The sequence below is a fragment of the Moorena sp. genome, from assembly GCF_982860115.1.
The window spans coordinates 14,279-33,480 of record NZ_CEYLVT010000005.1 but is presented as its reverse complement, the minus strand read 5'-3'; the positions used below and the strand labels follow the sequence as shown (position 1 = coordinate 33,480).

Annotated in this window: 10 protein-coding genes; 3 read left to right on the top strand and 7 right to left on the bottom strand. The window is 44.0% G+C overall.

From position 1 onward, the window contains the following. Positions 1-56 precede the first annotated feature (56 nt). The 3 genes from AC4II3_RS01770 to AC4II3_RS01760 form a co-directional block, all read right to left on the bottom strand. On the bottom strand, positions 57-1,364 hold the full coding sequence (locus AC4II3_RS01770) for an RNA-guided endonuclease InsQ/TnpB family protein (RefSeq protein WP_488007072.1): 1,308 nt from the start codon (positions 1,362-1,364) through the stop codon (positions 57-59). 274 nt (positions 1,365-1,638) lie between these two features. Continuing rightward, entirely contained in the window at positions 1,639-1,782 is a 144-nt protein-coding gene (locus AC4II3_RS01765) for a hypothetical protein (RefSeq protein WP_488007106.1), read from the bottom strand. Positions 1,783-1,994: 212 nt separating this feature from the next. After that, positions 1,995-3,512 (bottom strand): serine/threonine protein kinase, encoded by a 1,518-nt coding sequence (locus AC4II3_RS01760; RefSeq protein WP_488007070.1) that lies wholly within the window; start codon positions 3,510-3,512, stop codon positions 1,995-1,997. Positions 3,513-4,674: 1,162 nt separating this feature from the next. On the opposite strand from AC4II3_RS01760, the gene AC4II3_RS01755 reads away from it, so the two are divergent. Together AC4II3_RS01755 and AC4II3_RS01750 are read left to right on the top strand one after the other, a co-directional pair. Then, entirely contained in the window at positions 4,675-6,051 is a 1,377-nt protein-coding gene (locus AC4II3_RS01755; protein WP_488007068.1) for a hypothetical protein, read from the top strand. A 1,542-nt stretch (positions 6,052-7,593) separates the two neighbouring features. Further along, complete coding sequence (locus tag AC4II3_RS01750; protein WP_488007066.1) at positions 7,594-8,130, top strand: hypothetical protein; 537 nt, start codon at positions 7,594-7,596, stop codon at positions 8,128-8,130. A gap of 311 nt (positions 8,131-8,441) precedes the next feature. Here the strand turns inward: AC4II3_RS01750 and AC4II3_RS01745 are convergent, their stop codons facing one another. The 4 genes from AC4II3_RS01745 to AC4II3_RS01730 form a co-directional block, all read right to left on the bottom strand. Further along, positions 8,442-11,537, bottom strand: coding sequence for a hybrid sensor histidine kinase/response regulator (locus tag AC4II3_RS01745; RefSeq protein ID WP_488007064.1), 3,096 nt, complete (start codon positions 11,535-11,537; stop codon positions 8,442-8,444). Between the two features lie 46 nt (positions 11,538-11,583). Further along, entirely contained in the window at positions 11,584-15,030 is a 3,447-nt protein-coding gene (locus tag AC4II3_RS01740) for a GAF domain-containing protein (protein ID WP_488007062.1), read from the bottom strand. A 153-nt stretch (positions 15,031-15,183) separates the two neighbouring features. Further along, positions 15,184-15,717 (bottom strand): chemotaxis protein CheW, encoded by a 534-nt coding sequence (locus tag AC4II3_RS01735; RefSeq protein ID WP_488007060.1) that lies wholly within the window; start codon positions 15,715-15,717, stop codon positions 15,184-15,186. Positions 15,718-15,940: 223 nt separating this feature from the next. Then, positions 15,941-17,011, bottom strand: coding sequence for a response regulator (locus AC4II3_RS01730; RefSeq protein WP_488007058.1), 1,071 nt, complete (start codon positions 17,009-17,011; stop codon positions 15,941-15,943). 1,327 nt (positions 17,012-18,338) lie between these two features. On the opposite strand from AC4II3_RS01730, the gene AC4II3_RS01725 reads away from it, so the two are divergent. Beyond that, positions 18,339-19,202, top strand: an 864-nt coding sequence (locus tag AC4II3_RS01725; RefSeq protein WP_488007056.1) for a glycosyltransferase, incomplete at its 3' end; no start/stop codon positions are given.

The window sequence follows — 19,202 nt, the reverse complement described above, 5'->3', positions numbered from 1 at the left end:
ATCGAGCTATTGTCTGCAGCTATAAAATAAGCAGTAGTGACTACTCCCACATCAAATCAAAGATTATGATGTGGGCTTCTCAAATTCACAAATGAGACTTGCTGTTCCTCAATATCCTGTATTGATTTACCGCAGCCATTGAGCGGCAGTCCAACCGCCAATAATCCACGATTCAAAATGTTAATCCCGCTATTCCAGTCGCGGTCAATTAAGACGTTACAACTAGAACAGCAATGAAAGCGTTCGCGCAGCGTCGGCTTCGCCGAATCACTTAAACTTTTTTTGACCCTAGAGCCACAATTAAAACATTCAATACTTGTGCCACGTGGATTAACTTCCTGGACTAACAAGCCGCGTTTTACCGCCACTACTTGCAATATTTCCAAGAATGCTCCCCAGGCTGCATCATGTATCGATTTTGCCAACTTAGTCTTGGCGAGTCCTTTGATATTTAGGTTTTCGTGAGCAATCAAGTCATATTTACTACACAGCCAATGAGCAACCTGATAATGAAATTCTTTTCTGCATCGGGTCAGATGAAGATGTAACAAAGCTACTTTATGTTTGGCTTTTTTCCAGTTATTTGACCCTTTCACACGACGAGACATTACTCCCTGAGCCTGAGCAAGCTTTTCCTGAGCCTTCCTGTAAAACTGCGGAATAGGTACCGCCTCGCCATCGGAAGTGGTCAAAAATTTTTCCAAGCCAACGTCAATACCGACGGCAGACTTGACTGAATCTATGGGTAGTAGTTCAGGCACAGTATCGTCTTTCAATGAAAGACAGCAGTACCAACCATCGGCCTTTTTGACAATAGTGCATTGCTTAAGGATAAAGCCTACGACCTTCGGGCAAGCTTCGCTAACAGGTAATGGTCGATGCATTATGACAGGCATTGATCCAATTCGGCTTAGTTTTAGAACACCATCAACTAAATGTGCCCCCGCCTTAGAAGTATTCACTCTAGGAAAAACAAACGAACGAAGCTCTCCAGGTTTTTTAAAACGAGGTCTACCTCCACGCTTGCCGCTAGCATCAGGTTTTCGCCATCTGTCCCACGCTTTGTTAAGACGTTGTAAATTTACCTGTTGGGTTTCTGCATAAATTTTTTTGTATTCGGGAAACAGTTTTTTGGTTTCTTTGAGGGCTGCCTGCTGAGTGTAATAGTTGACCGCTTCTGGAATAACACCTATCGGCTCACTAATCAAACTACATCTATCAATCGGTGAGCGAGTCCGATTGAGCCAATCAAGCCGTTGTCCTAGAGCATAGTTCCAGTGACGACGCAACAATTCAAGCCACCTTTCCATGATGGCTATCTGTTCGGGACTTGGTTTGATTTTGTAGCAGTACGTTAGTATCACAATGGGATTATACCACTTACGCTCGCACCTCAAGCAGGGTCGGCCTTTGGCCACAAGCGTGGCCTGCATGTCAATCGCACCTCAAGCAGGGTCGGCCTTTGGCCACAAGCGTGGCCTCTGGCCAATCGCGCAGCGTGACCTGCATGTCAATCTGTTAAGAACTTCCAGACACTGTCGGGCAATTCCCCTCCCGTTAAATCGGAGATTATAACGGGAGACCCCTTGCCCGTTTAGTTGGAAGCAGCCAGCCCCCTATGGCAACCGCCGCATTTTTTCAAGGTATATTAGGATGAGCTTCGAGTTTGGCATTCGGAGCCTTAGTTGGAGTTTTCTGGCAGCCGAACCGCACTGTTTCTGCTGCCATCATGGCATTTAGTAGTGGTACCTTAATTTGTGCGATCGCATTTGAAATCACCATTATTCAACTCCAATTACCCTCCCGTTATACCCAAAGGGTATAACGGGCGCGTTGCTGAATTTCGGTATTGATTGTTTTTCAATTGTTCCTTGGCCTTAAGGCCGTAGGCCACGCTGCGCGAACGGCCACGGGTGCGCGTTCAACTTTCAACCTTTAACCTTAAACTTTCAACCTTTAACCGTGGCCGAAAGGCCACGGTATGCGAACAACCTTCACCCTTCTGCATTTGGTGATGAATCACTAGATTTGACATCCAACCAAGCTCGGATTTCTTCAACTAACCAATTCAATTCAGCTTCTGGTAATTGTTCGCCAAAGATGTAGGTTTGGGATTTTTGACCAAAGGGTGATGGTCGTTCTACCTGAGTAGTGATCGCAATCCCCCGATGGTATCTACCTTGTGCATCCCGATAGGCAGTAATATAAACTTCTTTAATTTGTGAGTTTTCTCCTCGATCCCATTTTTTGCGGCTCAAGGATGCCTTAATAATTTCAAATTTTTTGTTATCAAAACAAATACGAACTGCCTCTGAAAAATCTTTTTCAGAGTTTAATGATGTTATCCACATCACTAAAAAAATTGGGATAGCTAAAGGCAGTAATGATACTGGAATTGCTAATAAAATTACTAATATTTGAAGAATAAGGTGCTTAAATAAATCCAATAAAATTGCTACAACTGCTCCCAAAGCAAGACCAACTACTAGCCGGCGTTGCCTAGACTTTTCTAAGGTCTTGAACCGCTGTAGTGAGTAAGAAAATACGCCCTTTAGCACCCCTCTAGCTTGTTTTAGGGTATGTTTGAGGGGTTTCATCACTATCATTTCCCAGTGGGAGGGGATATCAATGATCAGTTGTTCTGCTGATTTATGGATACGGACAACAGTGTCTGGCAGACCAGTTGGGGAGGTGTTGTTTGATCGAACCACTGGGTTACTGTATAAAGCTTCAGTAGCTTGTTTAGCATCACTGAAGCGACGCTCCACAGCTGGTTCTGTAATTTTCTCTAGCCAGTTCACTAAGCCAGGCTCAACCGTAGAACCGAGTAGTTGACGAAATTGAATCCGCAAATTTTCCTGAGGTAACTCAGCAGGTGCCACTCCAGTCACCAGTTCAATCAAGGTCACCCCTAAGGCATACAAATCAGAAGCAGGCACAGCTTGACCCCCGAACTGTTCCATCGGAGTATAACCATAGGTTCCCACAACTGTAAATGTGGCACCCGCAGTAGTTGGTTTAGCCTGCACTGCTCCAAAATCGATTAAATATACTTGCTCGTCCTCACCCCAAATTAGATTGCTTGGCTTGATATCTCGGTGTAAGACTGGGGGGTTGAGCTGATGTAAGTACTGAAGAATTTCTAAAATATCAGCTGCGATAGTATTTACCTGCTGCTGAGAGAATCTAAACCCTTGAGACTGTTGCTGTTTCAGGGATAGACCAGGGATATACTCCTGAACCAGTCCAAACCACAGGATACTCTCATCAAGGGAAAAATAATCCCGATACTTGGGAATCCGAGGATGATCCAGTTGTTTGAGAACTTGCGCTTCCCGCTCAAATAGTTTCAAATCGTCCCATTGTACGGGACCACCTAAAGCCAAAAGCTTGACTACGACTTGCGTGTCAGACTCCGAATCCTGCGCTAGCCAAGTCTGGCGCACTGGATTGTCATTCAGCTGCTGCTGGAGGTAATAGCGATTTTGGAGGACTTTCCCAGGTTCTAGCATAGTTTAGTCGGCGTTCAAGCCAGTTCTTTTACTATAGCTTTTGGTGAATACAACTTACTATAAAGAAAGAGCGTTGTGAATAAGAGCAATCAACCATGTCCTGTAGTAGTTACAGAAGTATCGGGGTTGTTGCTAATAGATTGTTTGTCCAAAAATTCTGATCCCCCTGAATACCTCTGTCTGAGTAACCCCCTTGCCTCTTCTTTAAAAATGCAGAGCTGTTTGAAAGAGTGCTAGGGAAGATATAAAAGACACAAAGCTCTTATTTTTTTAATTTGCTTTATAAACAGTAGTTAATTTATCTACAATTAAATTTTAACATATATGTGAATGATTAAACTATATAATAAATGCAATTTTTGATCCAAATAATATGACTAAATACCTGTTTTAATGGATAAATTGCGGATGATAAATCATAATTTTGACCAAGGGTAGCTATTCTCTTTACAAGGCACAACAACTTGACTTTAACTTTGTTTGATTTAAGAGAACAAGTTTGAAGTCTGGATGCTGTGTTTAGATAAACAACCCGTTTTGGAAATAAGTATAAAATTATAATGGCATTAACAGTAATCAATGGTTTGGTTTCACTATTGAAGTGGTTACAATTTCGATAAAATGATTTGGAAATTGTCAAACTAAGTTGATTACACTTAAAAAAAAATAAGATGTAATGATGAAGTTTGAACTATTTACAATAGTAGCTTTTTGGTGAGATTTATTTAACTATCCCATCGCTGTTTTTGGCGGAACGGTTTTTGAGCTGGTGGAGCTGTTGCTTTAATGGTTCTATCTGTTGCGTTCTATCTGTTGCTGCTGGGCGGAGATGTGTAAATCTAATTTAGATGTGTTTGCCCTGGGGGGAAAGCCAAACACACAAACAACCACCGTCACGGTGATTCAGTTTTTAAGGCGCGAAACCTTGCGACTTGTCGCTAAGTGTGATATTTTCCTTGAGTGCTTATCGATACTGATTGAAAGCCAGCAAATCCCACATCATTTACCCCAACATAACCTCTGGGGAATGTTGTAATTTGTTTTTACCTGCTAGTCGGTGTCGCACTGCTATCTTCAATGGCCTAAGACTTGGTTTCTTAGGAACCGATTCTTGTCGGGGTAGAGAAGACAAAGATACTGAAGACAATGTGAAATTATTCTTATGATTACTCAGTCACCACCCAGTAACTGGCGACTCAAGCCAGGTTATCTGAGCTATAGTGGCTCTCAGTTTGAGTCCGTTCACATTCTTTTGGGACGGTTTTTGGCCGATCGCCATTCCTCTAATCCTCTATCGACTGGCTCTTTACTGTCCGACAATCCCAGCTGTGAATGGGGCAAGGGGCAGCCATTCGAAAAAGTGATCGACTCTCCAGAAGCAATGGCTGCGTTGATAGCAAATCCTCAGTTGTTTCGACATGCGATCGCAATTATTGAACCCTGGAAACATGTGGGCTGTAACCCCCTAGGTGAGGAAGTCCGTGCCTCGGTTAATGTGGCTTATTTGGCGCAAAAAGTTGCTGACTGTGATTCAATTCTCTTTCCCTATTGGGCCTCAGGTCCGTTAGATTTAGAGCGACTGATCCCCGTCATCAGCTCAGGATTGGCAATTGTGGTAGAGGGGGGGGATCCATCTGTCCGGAATCCCTCTACCTTTGCAGGGGCAAGTTGCTCCCATCAGGATCTTCTCCGTCTATCTGAGCAGATTCTCCTCTCTCGGACTCCTGCAAGTGCACCTGCCATATTTATTTGTTTAGGGCACCAGCTTGCGGCTCAGGCTCACATCAGTCTGATTCGTCGGGCAGTCAGGGCAGTGTTGGCTCAAGATGTATTGGAAGGGGATGGCAATGGTAAGGCTTTGAGGGCTTTACAACGTGTCTGTCAAGAAATCCAGGCAGTAGGGCGGTCCCTGGTCATCAAGAAGCGAGATGGCCGTGTGGTGGCAGACAATTGGGAGCATCCGGAGTTTGCGGTAGCTCACAACGAAGCAAAAGAGATTGGTGATCGCCAGCTGCGCCAGTATGAATCCCCTGACCATGAGACCTCCGGTGTTCCTGACGCACTGATTGTTGCCCATGAGATTACCGCTGATGAGCATGAAGGGGTGATTGATACGTCGATTGCCTATGAGCATGAACTCAACATTGCCATGTTTCATTCGGACGAGGTCAACGAAGAGGCAATCTTATTTGCAAACTGGGCGTATCGGTTAATTCATGATGCTCTGATTCCCAGCCGTCACATTATAGCCAATAGTGCTTTGTCTTGGCTGATCCAGCTCCCTGATGCTGTTGAAATTTTGTGCTCAACGGCGGATGATGATGATCAGGTTTTGACAGAGTGTTCTGCGACTTGCATCAATTACAGAGATTTTGAAAGTAAAACTGTTCGGCGATCGTTTACCTGTCAGTTTCATCCGGAATTGCTGGCAGATCTGCGGGTGGTGGGCTTACGGCAGCCCCCTTCCTATGAAGAGCTGAAGCAGGATGATGGGGTACGGTTATTTGCACGTTTGTTGTATGCCGGGATGCAAGAATAGCGATCTCAATTTTACAGGCAGACAGTTAGATTGGTGTATTAGGAGCAGCATAACGCGCCCTAAGGGAGGCCGATCGAGCTGAAAAAGGGGTGGCTGTTCTAATTAGTAAAGTGTTAGGTTTCTTTTGATAGTGGCTAAAACGAACATGAACCAGGTAACGGTACCTGGTTCATGGCTATACTTATTCAACAAAATATCTAGCTAGGGTTTACAGAGTCTTACAGCCGACGCTCAATAAAAAAGTATCTTCCTCCATTACTTACTTTCCTGAGTGGTTTGGCTTTTGATGTTTTAACAGTTTGGCTAGCCTAAGACGCTGAACAAAGATGCTTCAGATCATTACCACTAGCTAGTTAAAACATCGACCAATTAGGGCTAGACATGGTTTTAGTTGTCTAGGGTAGGTGGGAATTAAACTGAATTACTCCCATTCATGCTGATTTAACGCCTACCTTACCCTACATGTCTTGTTAATCTCTACGACTAAGTTTCTAGGGCTGTAAGTTCTTCAGGACAGGAGGCACAGTCCTGAATTCCGATTGGTTTGTGTGCCTACCATGAATGTATCAACTTGGCTGAACTTTTGGTAGACTCTGTTCAGAGAAATTTGCTTAACTTAAACTTTGTTTAAAAAGCCTATGAATTCGTAATGTTCGACAAATCCTATAGGACTTACGGCGCAAACCCGGTTATTGAGGGTAATTACACCGATTTCAGCCTTTGACTTATAAGAGAAACCTGGTTTTAAGGGTCTTGCTGTGTAAGCCCTTTACTAATTATTGATTCGAGAATATCCCACCCTCAGTAACTATTCCGGAATCGAATTTGATCATGGGTATAGGGGTAAATGGATAAATTAGGGCATGGGATGATATAGATTTTCGTTTGATTCATATGTTAAGGATTTTGTTAGCTTGTATTAGTTGACCAAGGCTCTAAGGGAAAATCTGTCCAAATTTGATTAAACTTTCTCATCACCTTTACTAGGTAGTGCCAATGGTTAACTGGAAGTGGAAGGCACAGCCATTTGGCAAAATAAAAATGAGGGGTGACACCCCTCATTAAAACTGCTATATTGTGATTATTTAGATGCACCCTGATGATCAAGAGAGCTTGAAGACAGCTCTCTTATTTTTTTTTGGGGAAAGGGATCGATACAGGATATCTTAAAAGCCGTGTGTACTCATTCAAAAACAACGCAAAACAAATAACGCAAAATAAACAACGCAAAATAAACAACGCAAAAGTAGCGAATGCGATTGACCTTGGCCTTTAGGCCACGCTACGCGAATGGTCACGCTTCGCGATGAAGCTAAGCTTCCGCTAAAAGCGATTAGCCCGAAGGGCGTTGGCTAGCGAACGCATACTCTGTATATATCTGTATATCTAATCAGGTATGAGAGCATGGGGGGTGAGTTTTCTGATTCCTCCACCCCTGCTCTAGGTGAAATTTATCCTCTTGCGTAAAAAGGAAAGACTTGGGTGATAACTATATAGGTGCATCCCAGATTGACTTGAGCAAGTTGTGATGAGGAAATAAACATGAAAAAAGCACTATTAATCGGAGCGTTATTGGCCCAGACTACAACATTTGGTGCTAGTAAAGCCCTGGCTCAGATTCCTGATTGGGTGATGGATGGAGCAGGATGTGTTCCCATTGATTCTGCTATACAACAAGACCTTTATCTGATCACGGCGGGACGGATTAAGTTCAAACCAGAAAAAACCGGTTCAATTACTGTCATTTGTCCAGTGTCTGTTAATGTTAAAAATGCCAACACCATTAGTGTTTCCTACCGTGATTCGACGGGAAGAAGTACGAATGCTCGTGTCACAGCAGCACTACGACGCATTAGAAAGCGTGATGGTGCTGTTAATACTGTCTCTGGATTAGTTTTTAATTCGGATACCAGAAGGGAAACTGCTTATACCTTCGAGGGAAGTTCAACCAGTAGTGAATCAGGTCATACCTTTGACCATTTCAATTACTACTACTATGTGCAGACTGCCCTGGTTCGGAGAAGCTCAAGCAATATCGTCGAGTTTGGCGGAGTTGAGCTAGGAAGAGTTATTTTTTAAGTCTGATCTCAATAGCACCCTCGTTAACGCTGAAACTTTGACGAAATAACCCATTATCCGGTGAGACCCAGCGTTTTCGTGGGAGCTAAGCGTGAACGCGCACCAAGAGATTGGCCTAAGGCCACGCTTCGCGATGAAGCTAAGCTTCCGCTAAAAGCGATTAGCCCGAAGGGCGTTGGCTAGCGAACGAGTCCGGTTAATCACTTCGTCTTTAGGTAAATCGTTAATTATTAATCGTTAATTATTAATCGTTAATTGACGAACAACTAAAAATGATAAGTAGTCAACCGGACATTATATTACCAAAAATATTAAATCAATACGTCTTCTACAATAATTTCATTTAACGTTTTCAATAACTCCCGCTCATTGTAAGGCTTAGAAAAATAGCCAGATGCACCTAAAGTCATAGCTAGTTTCCGATGTTTAGAACCACTCCGGGAGGTGAGCATAATAATGGGTAAGGTCTTTAAGCTGGGCTCTCCTTTGACCCGAGTTAAAAAGCCGTAGCCATCCAGCCTGGGCATTTCGATGTCACAAATAATGGCTTTAACCTCTAATCCCCGAAGCAGTTTTTCTATCCCATCCTGACCATCTTTGGCGTGTTCTACAATATACCCAGCTTTTTCTAACCCCAATGCCAACATCCGGCGCACGTTAATCGAGTCGTCAATGATTAAGATGGTGTCTTTGGTACTTGGTTGTATCCCGATCGAGGGAGGTTGTTGCTCCACAAATCCCTTTGAGGTGGAGCCAAGTTGTGGGGATAAACTCTCTAGGTTACTGGTGCGCTGACAACTGATTATCCAGCGTACCATGGCATTGGCGTCTACCAGGGGAACCACTCGACCGTTGCCGAGAATGGTACAGCCGCTAAATCCATCAGGTAACCCTAGGGTTCCTTCTACTTGACGCACGGTAACTTCTCGCTCTCCCCAGGAGCGGTCTACACACAGGCCGATTAATTGCTCGGCTTGATTGATAATTAGAATAGTAGGTTCATTAATGCTCGGGGTTTCTTCTAGGGTGGTTACCCGACGGCGACAGTAAAATTTCAGCCACTTTTTCAGGCGAATCAGGGAGACCATTTTCCCTTGCCAGTTGATAACTTCGTTGCCTAAAGTAGTTAAGATTTGCTGGGATTTGAGCATCAGCATCTCTTGAATCACGTCGATGGGAAATGCCAATAGCATGCCGTTACTTTCCACTAACAGGATGCGTGCTACTGATAGGGTAAAGGGGACAGTGAGGGTAAAGGTCGTTCCCCAACCCGGTTGGGTATCGACTCGGATATCCCCCCGGATTTGTTTGAGGTTGTTGCGCACTACATCCATCCCCACACCACGACCAGATAGGTCGGTGACTTGATCAGCGGTACTAAATCCGGGTTCAAAAATCAGGGACAGCAATTCCTGGTCACTGGCGCTGGCGAGCAGCTCCTGGTCTAATCCCATTTCCTCTGCTCTGGCTCGGATTTTGCTTAAATTAATGCCTTTGCCATCATCACGGAGGGTAAGCTGGGTCTGGTTCCCTCTGTGGGTGGCTTTGATTTCAATAGTTCCCTTTGGCGGTTTCCCCATCGCCTGACGGGTGCTAGGGTCTTCAATGCCATGGTCGAAGGCATTGCGCAATAAATGCATTAGGGGGTCACTCAGGGTTTCCAGGATGGTGCGGTCAATCAGGGTACCTTTCCCCACTACCTTCAGTTCTACTTGTTTGCCATGCTCCACACACAAGTCCCGCAAAGCTCGGGAAAATCGTCCCACTAAATCAGATAAGGGACGCATCCGAACCTGAGTCAGATTGGTTTGCAGCTGCTTGGCAGTTTTGTTTAATTCATGGGCAATGCTATCAGTATCGTCTAGGGTCAATTCCAAGTCGCTGGTGACTTCTTCGATTTGAACAATGGTTTCCATCACCTCCCTTGATAGCAGGTGCAAGTCGCTGTAGGAATCCATCTCTAAGGCATCAAACCCTTGAACAGTAATAGCTAGGGAAGCAGGGGAAGTGTCAGAAGCGGCGGGAGAAGATACGGAAGATGGCAGGAAAAGTCCATCGGGTTTGTTGGTTTCCCCATCCCCCTGTCTTGCTGTCATTCCTTTTGGGGTGGCAATCTGGTCATAAGATGTGCGGAGCTTGTGATTGGAAGCTTCGAGAATCTTGACCCGGCGGCTGAGGTTGTCTACTAAGGTGCGCAGTCGTCCCAGTTGCAGCGAAAGACCATTGCGCTCGATAGTCAGTTCTCCAAACAAGTCATTGAGTCGATCCAACTGTCGCACAGGAATGCGCACAGTATTTTCCTGGTGTGGGTCTTTTGAGGAGTCTTCCTGATTGTTCTCCCTCAGGAAAATGGGTTCAGGGGAAGGGGGAGAAGACAAGGGAGGGGGAGAAGACAAGGCAGAGGGGGAAGAGATGTGAAGATTGCTATCCACCCATTGAAATACGTTGACTTCCCCTTGGTCTGGCTGGTCTGGCTGGTCTGGCTGGTCTGGCTGGTCTGGCTGGTCTGGCTGGTCTGGCTGGTATGCCTCATCCCCTTGTCCGACTAGTTCTGGCTGATCGGTTTCCAATTCCCCAACTAAGATAGCTTCCTCTGCCACCCCTGGCTCTGTAGATCCTCCTTGATTCTCTTGAAACTCCCTAGCTTCGAGGCAGCGGGGTAAATGAGTCAGTTGACCTACCAGTACCAACGCCTGGGATTGCCGCCATACCATTAGAGCTTGTTGGGCGATCGCTTCCACTTGGTCTGGGGCAGCTTCTAGCTGGTGATTGATGTCTTCGCACAACTGGCTAAAAGCCTCAAGCTGCAGCATTTCGCCTAACCCGCCTAATTCTTGAGCCATGATGGACACTTCTTCTAGCAAGCAGGGCTTTTCGGGGTCTGCTAACACCCCTTCTAGGCGAGCTAGACACCCTTCCACTTCTGTTTCAAAGAGCATGGCAGTCACATTAGTGCCATCCTCTGCTCCTAGCATAGTGCTAGCATCATCTGCGACCGGGTCCCCTAGAATCTCGTGAAGTTGATCAAATACTGGGTTAGCTATGGTTTCTAGCCAGTGGGAGTCTACCCGATTCCCCTGGCGGTTGATATCGAGTACCTGGCGCAGACAGTCTACCCCCTGTAGCAGTAGACTTTCGAGTTGGTTTTCGATTGCGATCGCATTTTTCTTAGCCTTGAGAACTTTAAATGAATCCTCTAAGCGGTGAGTTAGGTGACTCAAGGTGCCATATCCCATCATCCCAGCTCCCCCTTTGACAGAATGAACCGCTCGCAGAATCCCATCCATTTTCTGACTATCAATGGGAGCGCTGGCTAAACCCAGCAGCACCGATTCAATGGTATCTAAGTATTCCTTTGCCTCTTCGAGAAACTGTAGCTGAATTTCCAGTTCTTTGTCCTGTGACATGTGTAGTGGTTGTGGTTAGTGGTTAGTGGTTAGTGGTCAGTGGTCATTAGTCATAATTCTGATCAACTTTAAACTTGCCAACCGATGTTTGTAATTCTTCAGCAATACTGACAGTGTCTTGGAGGGAGTGGGAGATATGTTCTGTTGACTGGTAGGTGCGTTCTGAGATTTGGGCAATGTCTTTCATTACGTTTGTCACAGCGCTTGAAGTTTCGGCTTGGGAAACTGTAGCTTGGGATATGGATTGAATGAATTGGTCGATTTGGGTGGAGACGTTCAGGATTTCACCAAAACTGTCTTTGGCTTCTTGAACTAGATAGGTACCTTCGACCACTTGGGTAGTACCCAGTTCCATCGCTTCCACCACTTCGGAGGTGCCTTGTTGGATGTTGTCTACAATTTGTTCAATTTCTTTGGTGGCGGTGGCGGCGCGAGCAGCGAGTTCACCAACTTCTTCGGCAACCACGGCAAATCCTTGCCCCTCTTCCCCAGCCCGGGCGGCTTCTATGCCAGCGTTGATCGACAATAGGTTGGTTTGCAGGGCAATTTGGTTAATAAACGCCACCACTTGGGAAATTTGCTGGGAGGATTCCCCGAGGCGCTTGACTTTTTTTGCAGTTTCTGCTATCGTATCTCGCAATATTAGAATACTGACAACAGAGCGCTCAATAGCGTGGGTGCCGCTTTGGGCGGTGTTGGCAGCGGTATGGGCGACGGCAGCGGCTTGGCGGGCGTTGAAGGCTACCTCTTGAATAGAACTAGTCATTTGAGCCACAGAATCTAGGGTTTGGGTGATTTCCTGGGTTTGTTGGAGTGCGGCTTCAGACAGTTGAGCAATAGCTCCGGCATTGTCCCCAACGGACTGGTTTACCTGAGTGGCAGCAGTTTTAACTTGGGTAACAATCGCTCGTAGACTTTCGATTACGGCATTGAAGAAGTCAGCCACAGTGCCAATTTCCCCACTGAGGATCTCAGCCCTTACCGTTAGGTCACCTTGGGCAGCTCCTTCCACTTTATTGACCAGTTCTAAAAGTTGCAACTGTAGTGCTTCCCGTTGTTGCTGTTGTTCGTGGGAAACTACTTCTGCAGCAGTGCGGGCTTGTTTGAGCTGGTCTACTAGCTTGGCTTGCTCAAGGGCAAAGCCCAATTGAATTGCCATCTGCCTGAAAAAGTTGATGTCTGATTCTTGCCAATGCCGGGTACCGGAACACTGATGGGTCACCAACAGTCCCAGTAATTTGCCGTCCGCTAAGATGGGGGCGACTAGGTTAGCTTTGACTTTAAACGGTTCAAGTTGACCCAAGTAACACTCACTCAAGCCTGCCTGGTAAATGTTATCCAAGGCACTAACTCTACCCTGCTGATACTTTTCCACATATTGGTGGGCAAAGCAGGGGTCAGCAATTTCTGCTCCTAAGGATTTCGGCCAGCCATGACCTACGGATTCGGCGACAATAGTTCCTTCCCAATTTTCCTCAAACAGATAGACTACGACTCGGTCGGTTTTCAGAGCGTCTCGGATGCCACTGGTGGCTGACTGGTAGATTTCCTCGACTGTGAAAGATTGCCGGATACGGGAGGTAATCTCAATAACTTGCCCAGCTCGGTTCGCTTCAGCGGTCTTCACTGTGGCGAGACTGGCACCGCTTAAAGCTAGTCCTAAGTGGGTGGCTAATTCCTGTAGAAAGTTAATCTCATCGGTGCGCCATACCCGAGTCCTAGAACACTGATGAGCTACCAATAAGCCAATTAGATTATCGACCCCCACAATCGGGACAACCAGGTTTGCCTTCACTTGCAATCGGTTCAACAACTGCATATGGCCCGAGGAATATTTCTCTGCTTGGACATCACTGGTGGGCACAACCCTGCCCTTGCGGTAGGCTTCCAGCAATTTTCTGGGAATACAAGCATCGGTGATTTCGTGGGCGATCGCTTTTGCCCAAGGGGAGTCTACCGCTTCAGCCACAATGCTTCCCCGATAGCCTGGGTCAAAGCCATAGATCACCACCCGGTCGGCGGCTAACTTTTCCTTAGCAGCATTCACCACTAAATCAAAGGCATGGGCTTTCTCATCAGGTTTGGCAGCATGGGTGACAACATCAGCAAATAACTGCGCCTTGTTTAGGGAAGCTTGTTGGTTAGCAACTAGGGTCTGTAGCTGAGATGCCATGCGGTTGATATTTGACCCAAGTACCCCTAGCTCATCAGTTCCCACCAGCTCCAAACGGGTATCCAGTTCCCCTTCGCCGAGGGCTTTCACTGCGTTGGTAGCTGCTAACAGGGGACTGGTCAAACGGTTAGCGAGATAGACAGCTACTGCAGCAACTAATAAGGTGGTCAGGGAGGTTCCGAGGGTCAGGGTCAGGAGTAATTGCCGCTGGGGCAGAAATGCGTTCGCGTAGCGTGGCCAAGCGCCAATCGCATCTGGGGTGCCCATCACTACTACCCAGGGCAGGTCTGGTAAATCGTTGATTTTACTTAAATCGTTGTTTTTACTAAAGGGGGTATAGGCTAGCAGATCCTGATGTTTTTTGACCCGATTAGATGTGACTAGAGTATCGGGTTTATCAGCAGTTAGCAGTTCTTTGGCGTCCGGGAATACCTTGGTTAGGGGCTGATTAACGATATTGCTTTGGTTGGAGAGAAAAATTTTACCGTTGGTGGTATTGATTAAGTAAAGTTCTTCGCCTCCGCTGCCCATCAGGTTGATCGAATCTTGAAGGTATTGGATGGGCATCCGGGATTGGATAACTGCGACCAGCTTTTTTGTATTTTCGTCAAGTACCGGTGCAGCTAAGTAAAGGGATAACTGACCAGACGCATCCGAGTGTATCGGTTGACTAATCGCCGGTTGTTTGGTCTTGATCACCTGCTCAAAATAAGACCGGGAGCTGGGATTATCTACAAGAGTCTGACTAGATTTGGCAATCACTTTGCCCGTTAAGTCGAAAACAGCGATACTGTCGTAGACTTGGTAAATCTCTAGGTACCGGTTTAATAATAGGGCTTGTCTTTCCGAAAGGGAGGTGGTCTGCTGTTTACTGGAATTAGTGAAAACTGGGAGCGTAGCTAGAAATCGAATATCCGCATAGCGGTCTTGTATGATGCCCTTGAGGTTGTCTTCTAGGCTAACTACCCTGGCAATGTTGTTTTGGGAAATTTCTTGGGTAATAGATTGGTTGGCTAAGTGATAGGCAATAGAGCCAATCAGTAGTACAGGAATAGTGCCTAGGGTGATGAATAATGATGTTACTTTAGTTTTTAAGCTGAGTTTAAGACCCCCAAAGCTTTTGGAGCTGCTAGGTGGTTTAGTGGAGCCAATAAGCTCAACCCCATCCTGATTGGAGTTTTCGGTTACTTCTGTCCTAGTCACATTTATAACTGAGTCCAATTCGGCATGGTGACGATACCTGTCTTTGCTTACCCCCTGACTCGTTAAATCCTTATTAATTTCACTATTATATATTGATTTATCAAATTGTTTCACCATAAAAAAGCACCATTACCTGGCTACTAACTTAGTTTTTATAAAAGCATTGATATATCTATTATATTTTTAAAAAAATGGTCGGTTTTAGGATAGTATTAAATTAACAATCAACAATTAACAGCTGCCATTGATCTCAAGTCAATTCCCGTTAAATTAGGTGTTGTGTAAAAGAGATGAAGCCATAATTGCCAAACCATCTAGTACTAACAAAATTTCTTGCTCTTGCAAAGCGCATCCCCTTAAGTAGGGAACCAAACCCGATGACACTTGTCCCAGTGGAGATTGAATACAATCGGGTGTTAGTCGCAACACCCCTTCAATGCTTTGGACGGCAACCCCCAAAGACGCTGACTGATTACGGAGCGTCACTATGTTGTACTGTTGAACATTGGTTTCTAGCGTCGGTAAACCTAGCATTTGAGCTAGATCAATTACCCACAACACACGAGAACGCCGATTCATCAACCCCTGTACGTAGAAGGGCATATTTGGCATGGGAGTCAGACGCTCTTGGGGCAAGACTAGAACTTCCTGGGCTTGATGCATAGATATAACCGCAGGGGTTTGTTCATTTAACAAAAATTTAAGATAAGCATCCCCGATATTCTTGTGTTCTTCAGATGGTTTGGTTATACTAGCTAACTGAGACCAGGTCTGAGGGGTATGGGCAAGTGCTGGCGTATTCATTAATTCACAAGTTAACCTATGTGATCAGACCAATAATTGGTGAGTTTATAATTGGTGAGTGTCTCAAAGTATTGGTTAGGTAAACTATAACCAATAGAATAATCTATAATAATAACCTATAGAGGGATATGTATTTATAATACCACCCGAAATGTCTTAATAAATCAACACCGAATTCAGCTTTTTATCCTTCATAGATATAAGGGAGATAGTTCCCAAATGATTATTTGAGATGTTTAAACACTATCTTGAGGAGATCGGATTGGTTAAACGGTTTAGTCAAGTAACCAGATGCTCCAACAAGTTTAGCCTTAGCTCGGTCTAGGAAACCAGTATTGCCAGTTACCATAATAATTGGGGTATGTTTAAAAAGTGAATGCTTTCGTAACAGAGAACATAGCTCATAACCATCTAAGTTTGGCATGGCAACATCGAGCAAAATTAGGTCAGGCTTAATACGGATAATTTGCATTAATGCCCTAACTGGGTCATTAATCATGACAACAGAGAAACTTTTATCTTCCAAGAAGGAGTTGATGGCATTTAAAACACTTGTACTATCATCAATGCAAGCAATCTTGTAAGTTTTACTGGTAGACGTTGGTTTTTGATTAACCGATGTATTATACTGGAAGCTCTGCTCTAGTTGAGCCGACTTATTTAGAGAGGGTTCGTGAATTGAGTTCAATTGTGTAGAATTTCCGATGGGGACTACAGAATGAGAGCTATAGGGATTATTCATTGGCTTTGAGTTAGAAGAGTGCTGATGTTGTAACTGTTCGTAACAGTGTTCAACAATTGTGCGAAGGTCAAGCCTACAAAATTTAGGCAAATCCTCAGATGGATTAGTTTCCAGTAATTGGTAAGTTCCTTCTTTCTCTGACAGCAGAGAACCTATTACGTCTTCAGCCAATTCTTCGATCAGACTTGCTGCCTGAACGGAATTCAGATAATGTTGATTAACCAACCAACAAATTGCTTGGTAATCTGAAGGATAATTTGAATGACTGTTTAAGTTGGCTTCAAAGATCAGGCGAACCTGAACCCGAACGGCACTAACAAGGGTAGGAATTCTACGACTTAGACGAGATAAGTAATGATCTAGGCGATCAAATGGGTTGATGGAGTTTGAAGCATAGACTAATTTACCATTTTCTAGATAGATTGACCAAGAAACTGAACCACTAGATACTTGTAAACATCCATTGGCATGACGACTGGATAATTGAGCCAATAAGGAAAGGGGGTTTAGTTTTTTATCATGTCTGTAGCTATTGATGTAGGTGGAGTTCATTTTTCTCTAATCCGCTGTAAATCAATTGATGAAAAAAAATCAATACTAATGATTGATTGACTTTGCTTAATAGTTAGCTACATCCTAGCTAAAGGATATTCCGGAAAGTTTTCTTGAAGTGAAATTATTTTTTTAACTAAAAATCGATTTTCAAAACAAATAACAGCCATACCCAAACTCAAACTGTACAATAGGTCATGTGACTAGTAAAGATTACCTAATCAACTTAGGTAGTAGCTGCTTCCCTGAATTGGATATCTCAGAAATGAATGGGAGCTGAGATTCAAAAATTAAACGGTTTTAAGTTCTTTAAAAAAAAATGAGGGGTGGATTCTCATTTGCATTGCACCATGACATCCAAGAGTGAAGGGTAACTATAGTAAACTTGGATACACCCTCTAGGTACAGAAAAACTTTCCTAACACTAGATTTACCAAAAATTCACTCGTTGTCCATTATCTTAACAAGCTTGTCTATCATTATGTGTAAAGCTTACATAAATAGTTTTTTAAATGGATGAAGTTAGTGTAATTACTGAGTGACTATTTAGTGGCTGGGAGAGAATATTACCAAACAATGGGTCATGGGAAAACTTTCGTAATTTATCCTGATAGTCGGCAGTACTGGCCTAATAAATAAGAAGCTTAGCTTAAATTACTTTAAGATTTGGCTAATGACATTAACGACAAGTTAGTTAATATAACCAAAATTGCACTTGTCAATATCCTTATTTGAAAGTTATAATCGATGGAGCTCGAATAAGGTGTTACACACTTAACTTGCGCACTGAAGTCAGACTAGCCTAGGGCAAGTCGAAGAAAGCGTCTACGTTTATATAGCCCCTATATAACCCTACTATGCACAGGTTTGGGGGGCTAGTGCAAGATATGAGGTATATTAGTATACTACTATAATAATTACTTTGTGTGATTGCTAGCAAAGAAGTGGTTTCCATCAGCAGGGTGATTTGCTCAAGACGTTTTCCGCTCTACAGGGAGACGCCAAAAAATAGTTAGCTTATATAAGACGTTACTTCGGCAATCTACCCTGGGAGAAATTGTCCCCCACTCTAGGAATAACGTTAGGAATAAACTCATCGGGATCCTAGCTACCGTTAACAATTAACAATCAGGGATAGTAATGCTGCGATAGCAGTTCGTACACCGATATTTTATCGTTTTATCGATTGGTTAGACAAGTATGGGAAACTATTCATCCCTTACAAAGCCAGTTTAGGTTACATTTGGTTTCAATTTTTTTTCAAGTCCCATTAAATCGGGCTATAGCTATAAACTTCATTCAAAACGTCTTTTGCTGATCAAATATCATGACTCATTTTGGCATAATTTGTCCTGCTGGTTATAGTCATCTTAAGTCTATGACTACTTTAGGTTATGAACTGAAACAGCGTGGTAATCGCGTCACCGTATTAGGAATTGAAGACGCTCAACAACAAGTTTTAGCCGCAGGATTAGAATTTCAGTTGATTGGCAAGTCAGATTTTCCCAAAGGAACAATGAAAAAAAAGTTGACTGAACTAGGTTATCTCAGTGGTTTTAAGGCATTAAAATATACAATTAATTTGCTTTTAAGTTTAGTAAAAATCTCTCTTCGGGATGTTCCAGAAGTCATTAAATCAGCAGGTATAGAGCTATTGTTAGTCGATCAAACTTGTCCAGAAGGAGGAACTATCGCTGAGTATCTAGACATTCCTTTTGTAACTGTTTGCAATTCTTTAATGATGAATCGAGAAATAAATATTCCTCCCTGTGGTACGTCCTGGAATTATGACCCTTCATGGCGGGGCATTCTACGGAACAAAGTGGGTTTTGCACTGATTTATCCTCTGGTTTTATCTCTACGAAAAGTTATTGATGAGCATCGTAAGCAGTGGAATTTATATCCATATGATAACTGGAGTCAACTCTATTCCCAGTTGGCTCAACTTAGTCAACATCCTGCTGAATTTGAATTTCCTAGAACAGAACTACCATCTTGTTTTCATTTTACAGGTCCCTATAGCAACCCAAAGAGTCGAGAACCTGTATCTTTTCCTTATGAAAAGCTGACTGGAGAACCACTCATTTATGCTTCCATGGGGACTGTACAAAATCGGCTTCTCTGGATTTTTCCAAGGATTGCAGAAGCTTGTGTGGGATTAGATGCTCAATTAGTGATTGCTTTAGGTGGG

Coding starts and splice junctions, on each gene's coding strand:
- AC4II3_RS01765 (WP_488007106.1), bottom strand. CDS start 1,782: ATGGTGATTTCAAATGCGATCGCACAAATTAAGGTACCACTACTAAAT.
- AC4II3_RS01740 (WP_488007062.1), bottom strand. CDS start 15,030: ATGGTGAAACAATTTGATAAATCAATATATAATAGTGAAATTAATAAG.
- AC4II3_RS01750 (WP_488007066.1), top strand. CDS start 7,594: ATGAAAAAAGCACTATTAATCGGAGCGTTATTGGCCCAGACTACAACA.
- AC4II3_RS01745 (WP_488007064.1), bottom strand. CDS start 11,537: ATGTCACAGGACAAAGAACTGGAAATTCAGCTACAGTTTCTCGAAGAG.
- AC4II3_RS01755 (WP_488007068.1), top strand. CDS start 4,675: ATGATTACTCAGTCACCACCCAGTAACTGGCGACTCAAGCCAGGTTAT.
- AC4II3_RS01735 (WP_488007060.1), bottom strand. CDS start 15,717: ATGAATACGCCAGCACTTGCCCATACCCCTCAGACCTGGTCTCAGTTA.
- AC4II3_RS01760 (WP_488007070.1), bottom strand. CDS start 3,512: ATGCTAGAACCTGGGAAAGTCCTCCAAAATCGCTATTACCTCCAGCAG.
- AC4II3_RS01730 (WP_488007058.1), bottom strand. CDS start 17,011: ATGAACTCCACCTACATCAATAGCTACAGACATGATAAAAAACTAAAC.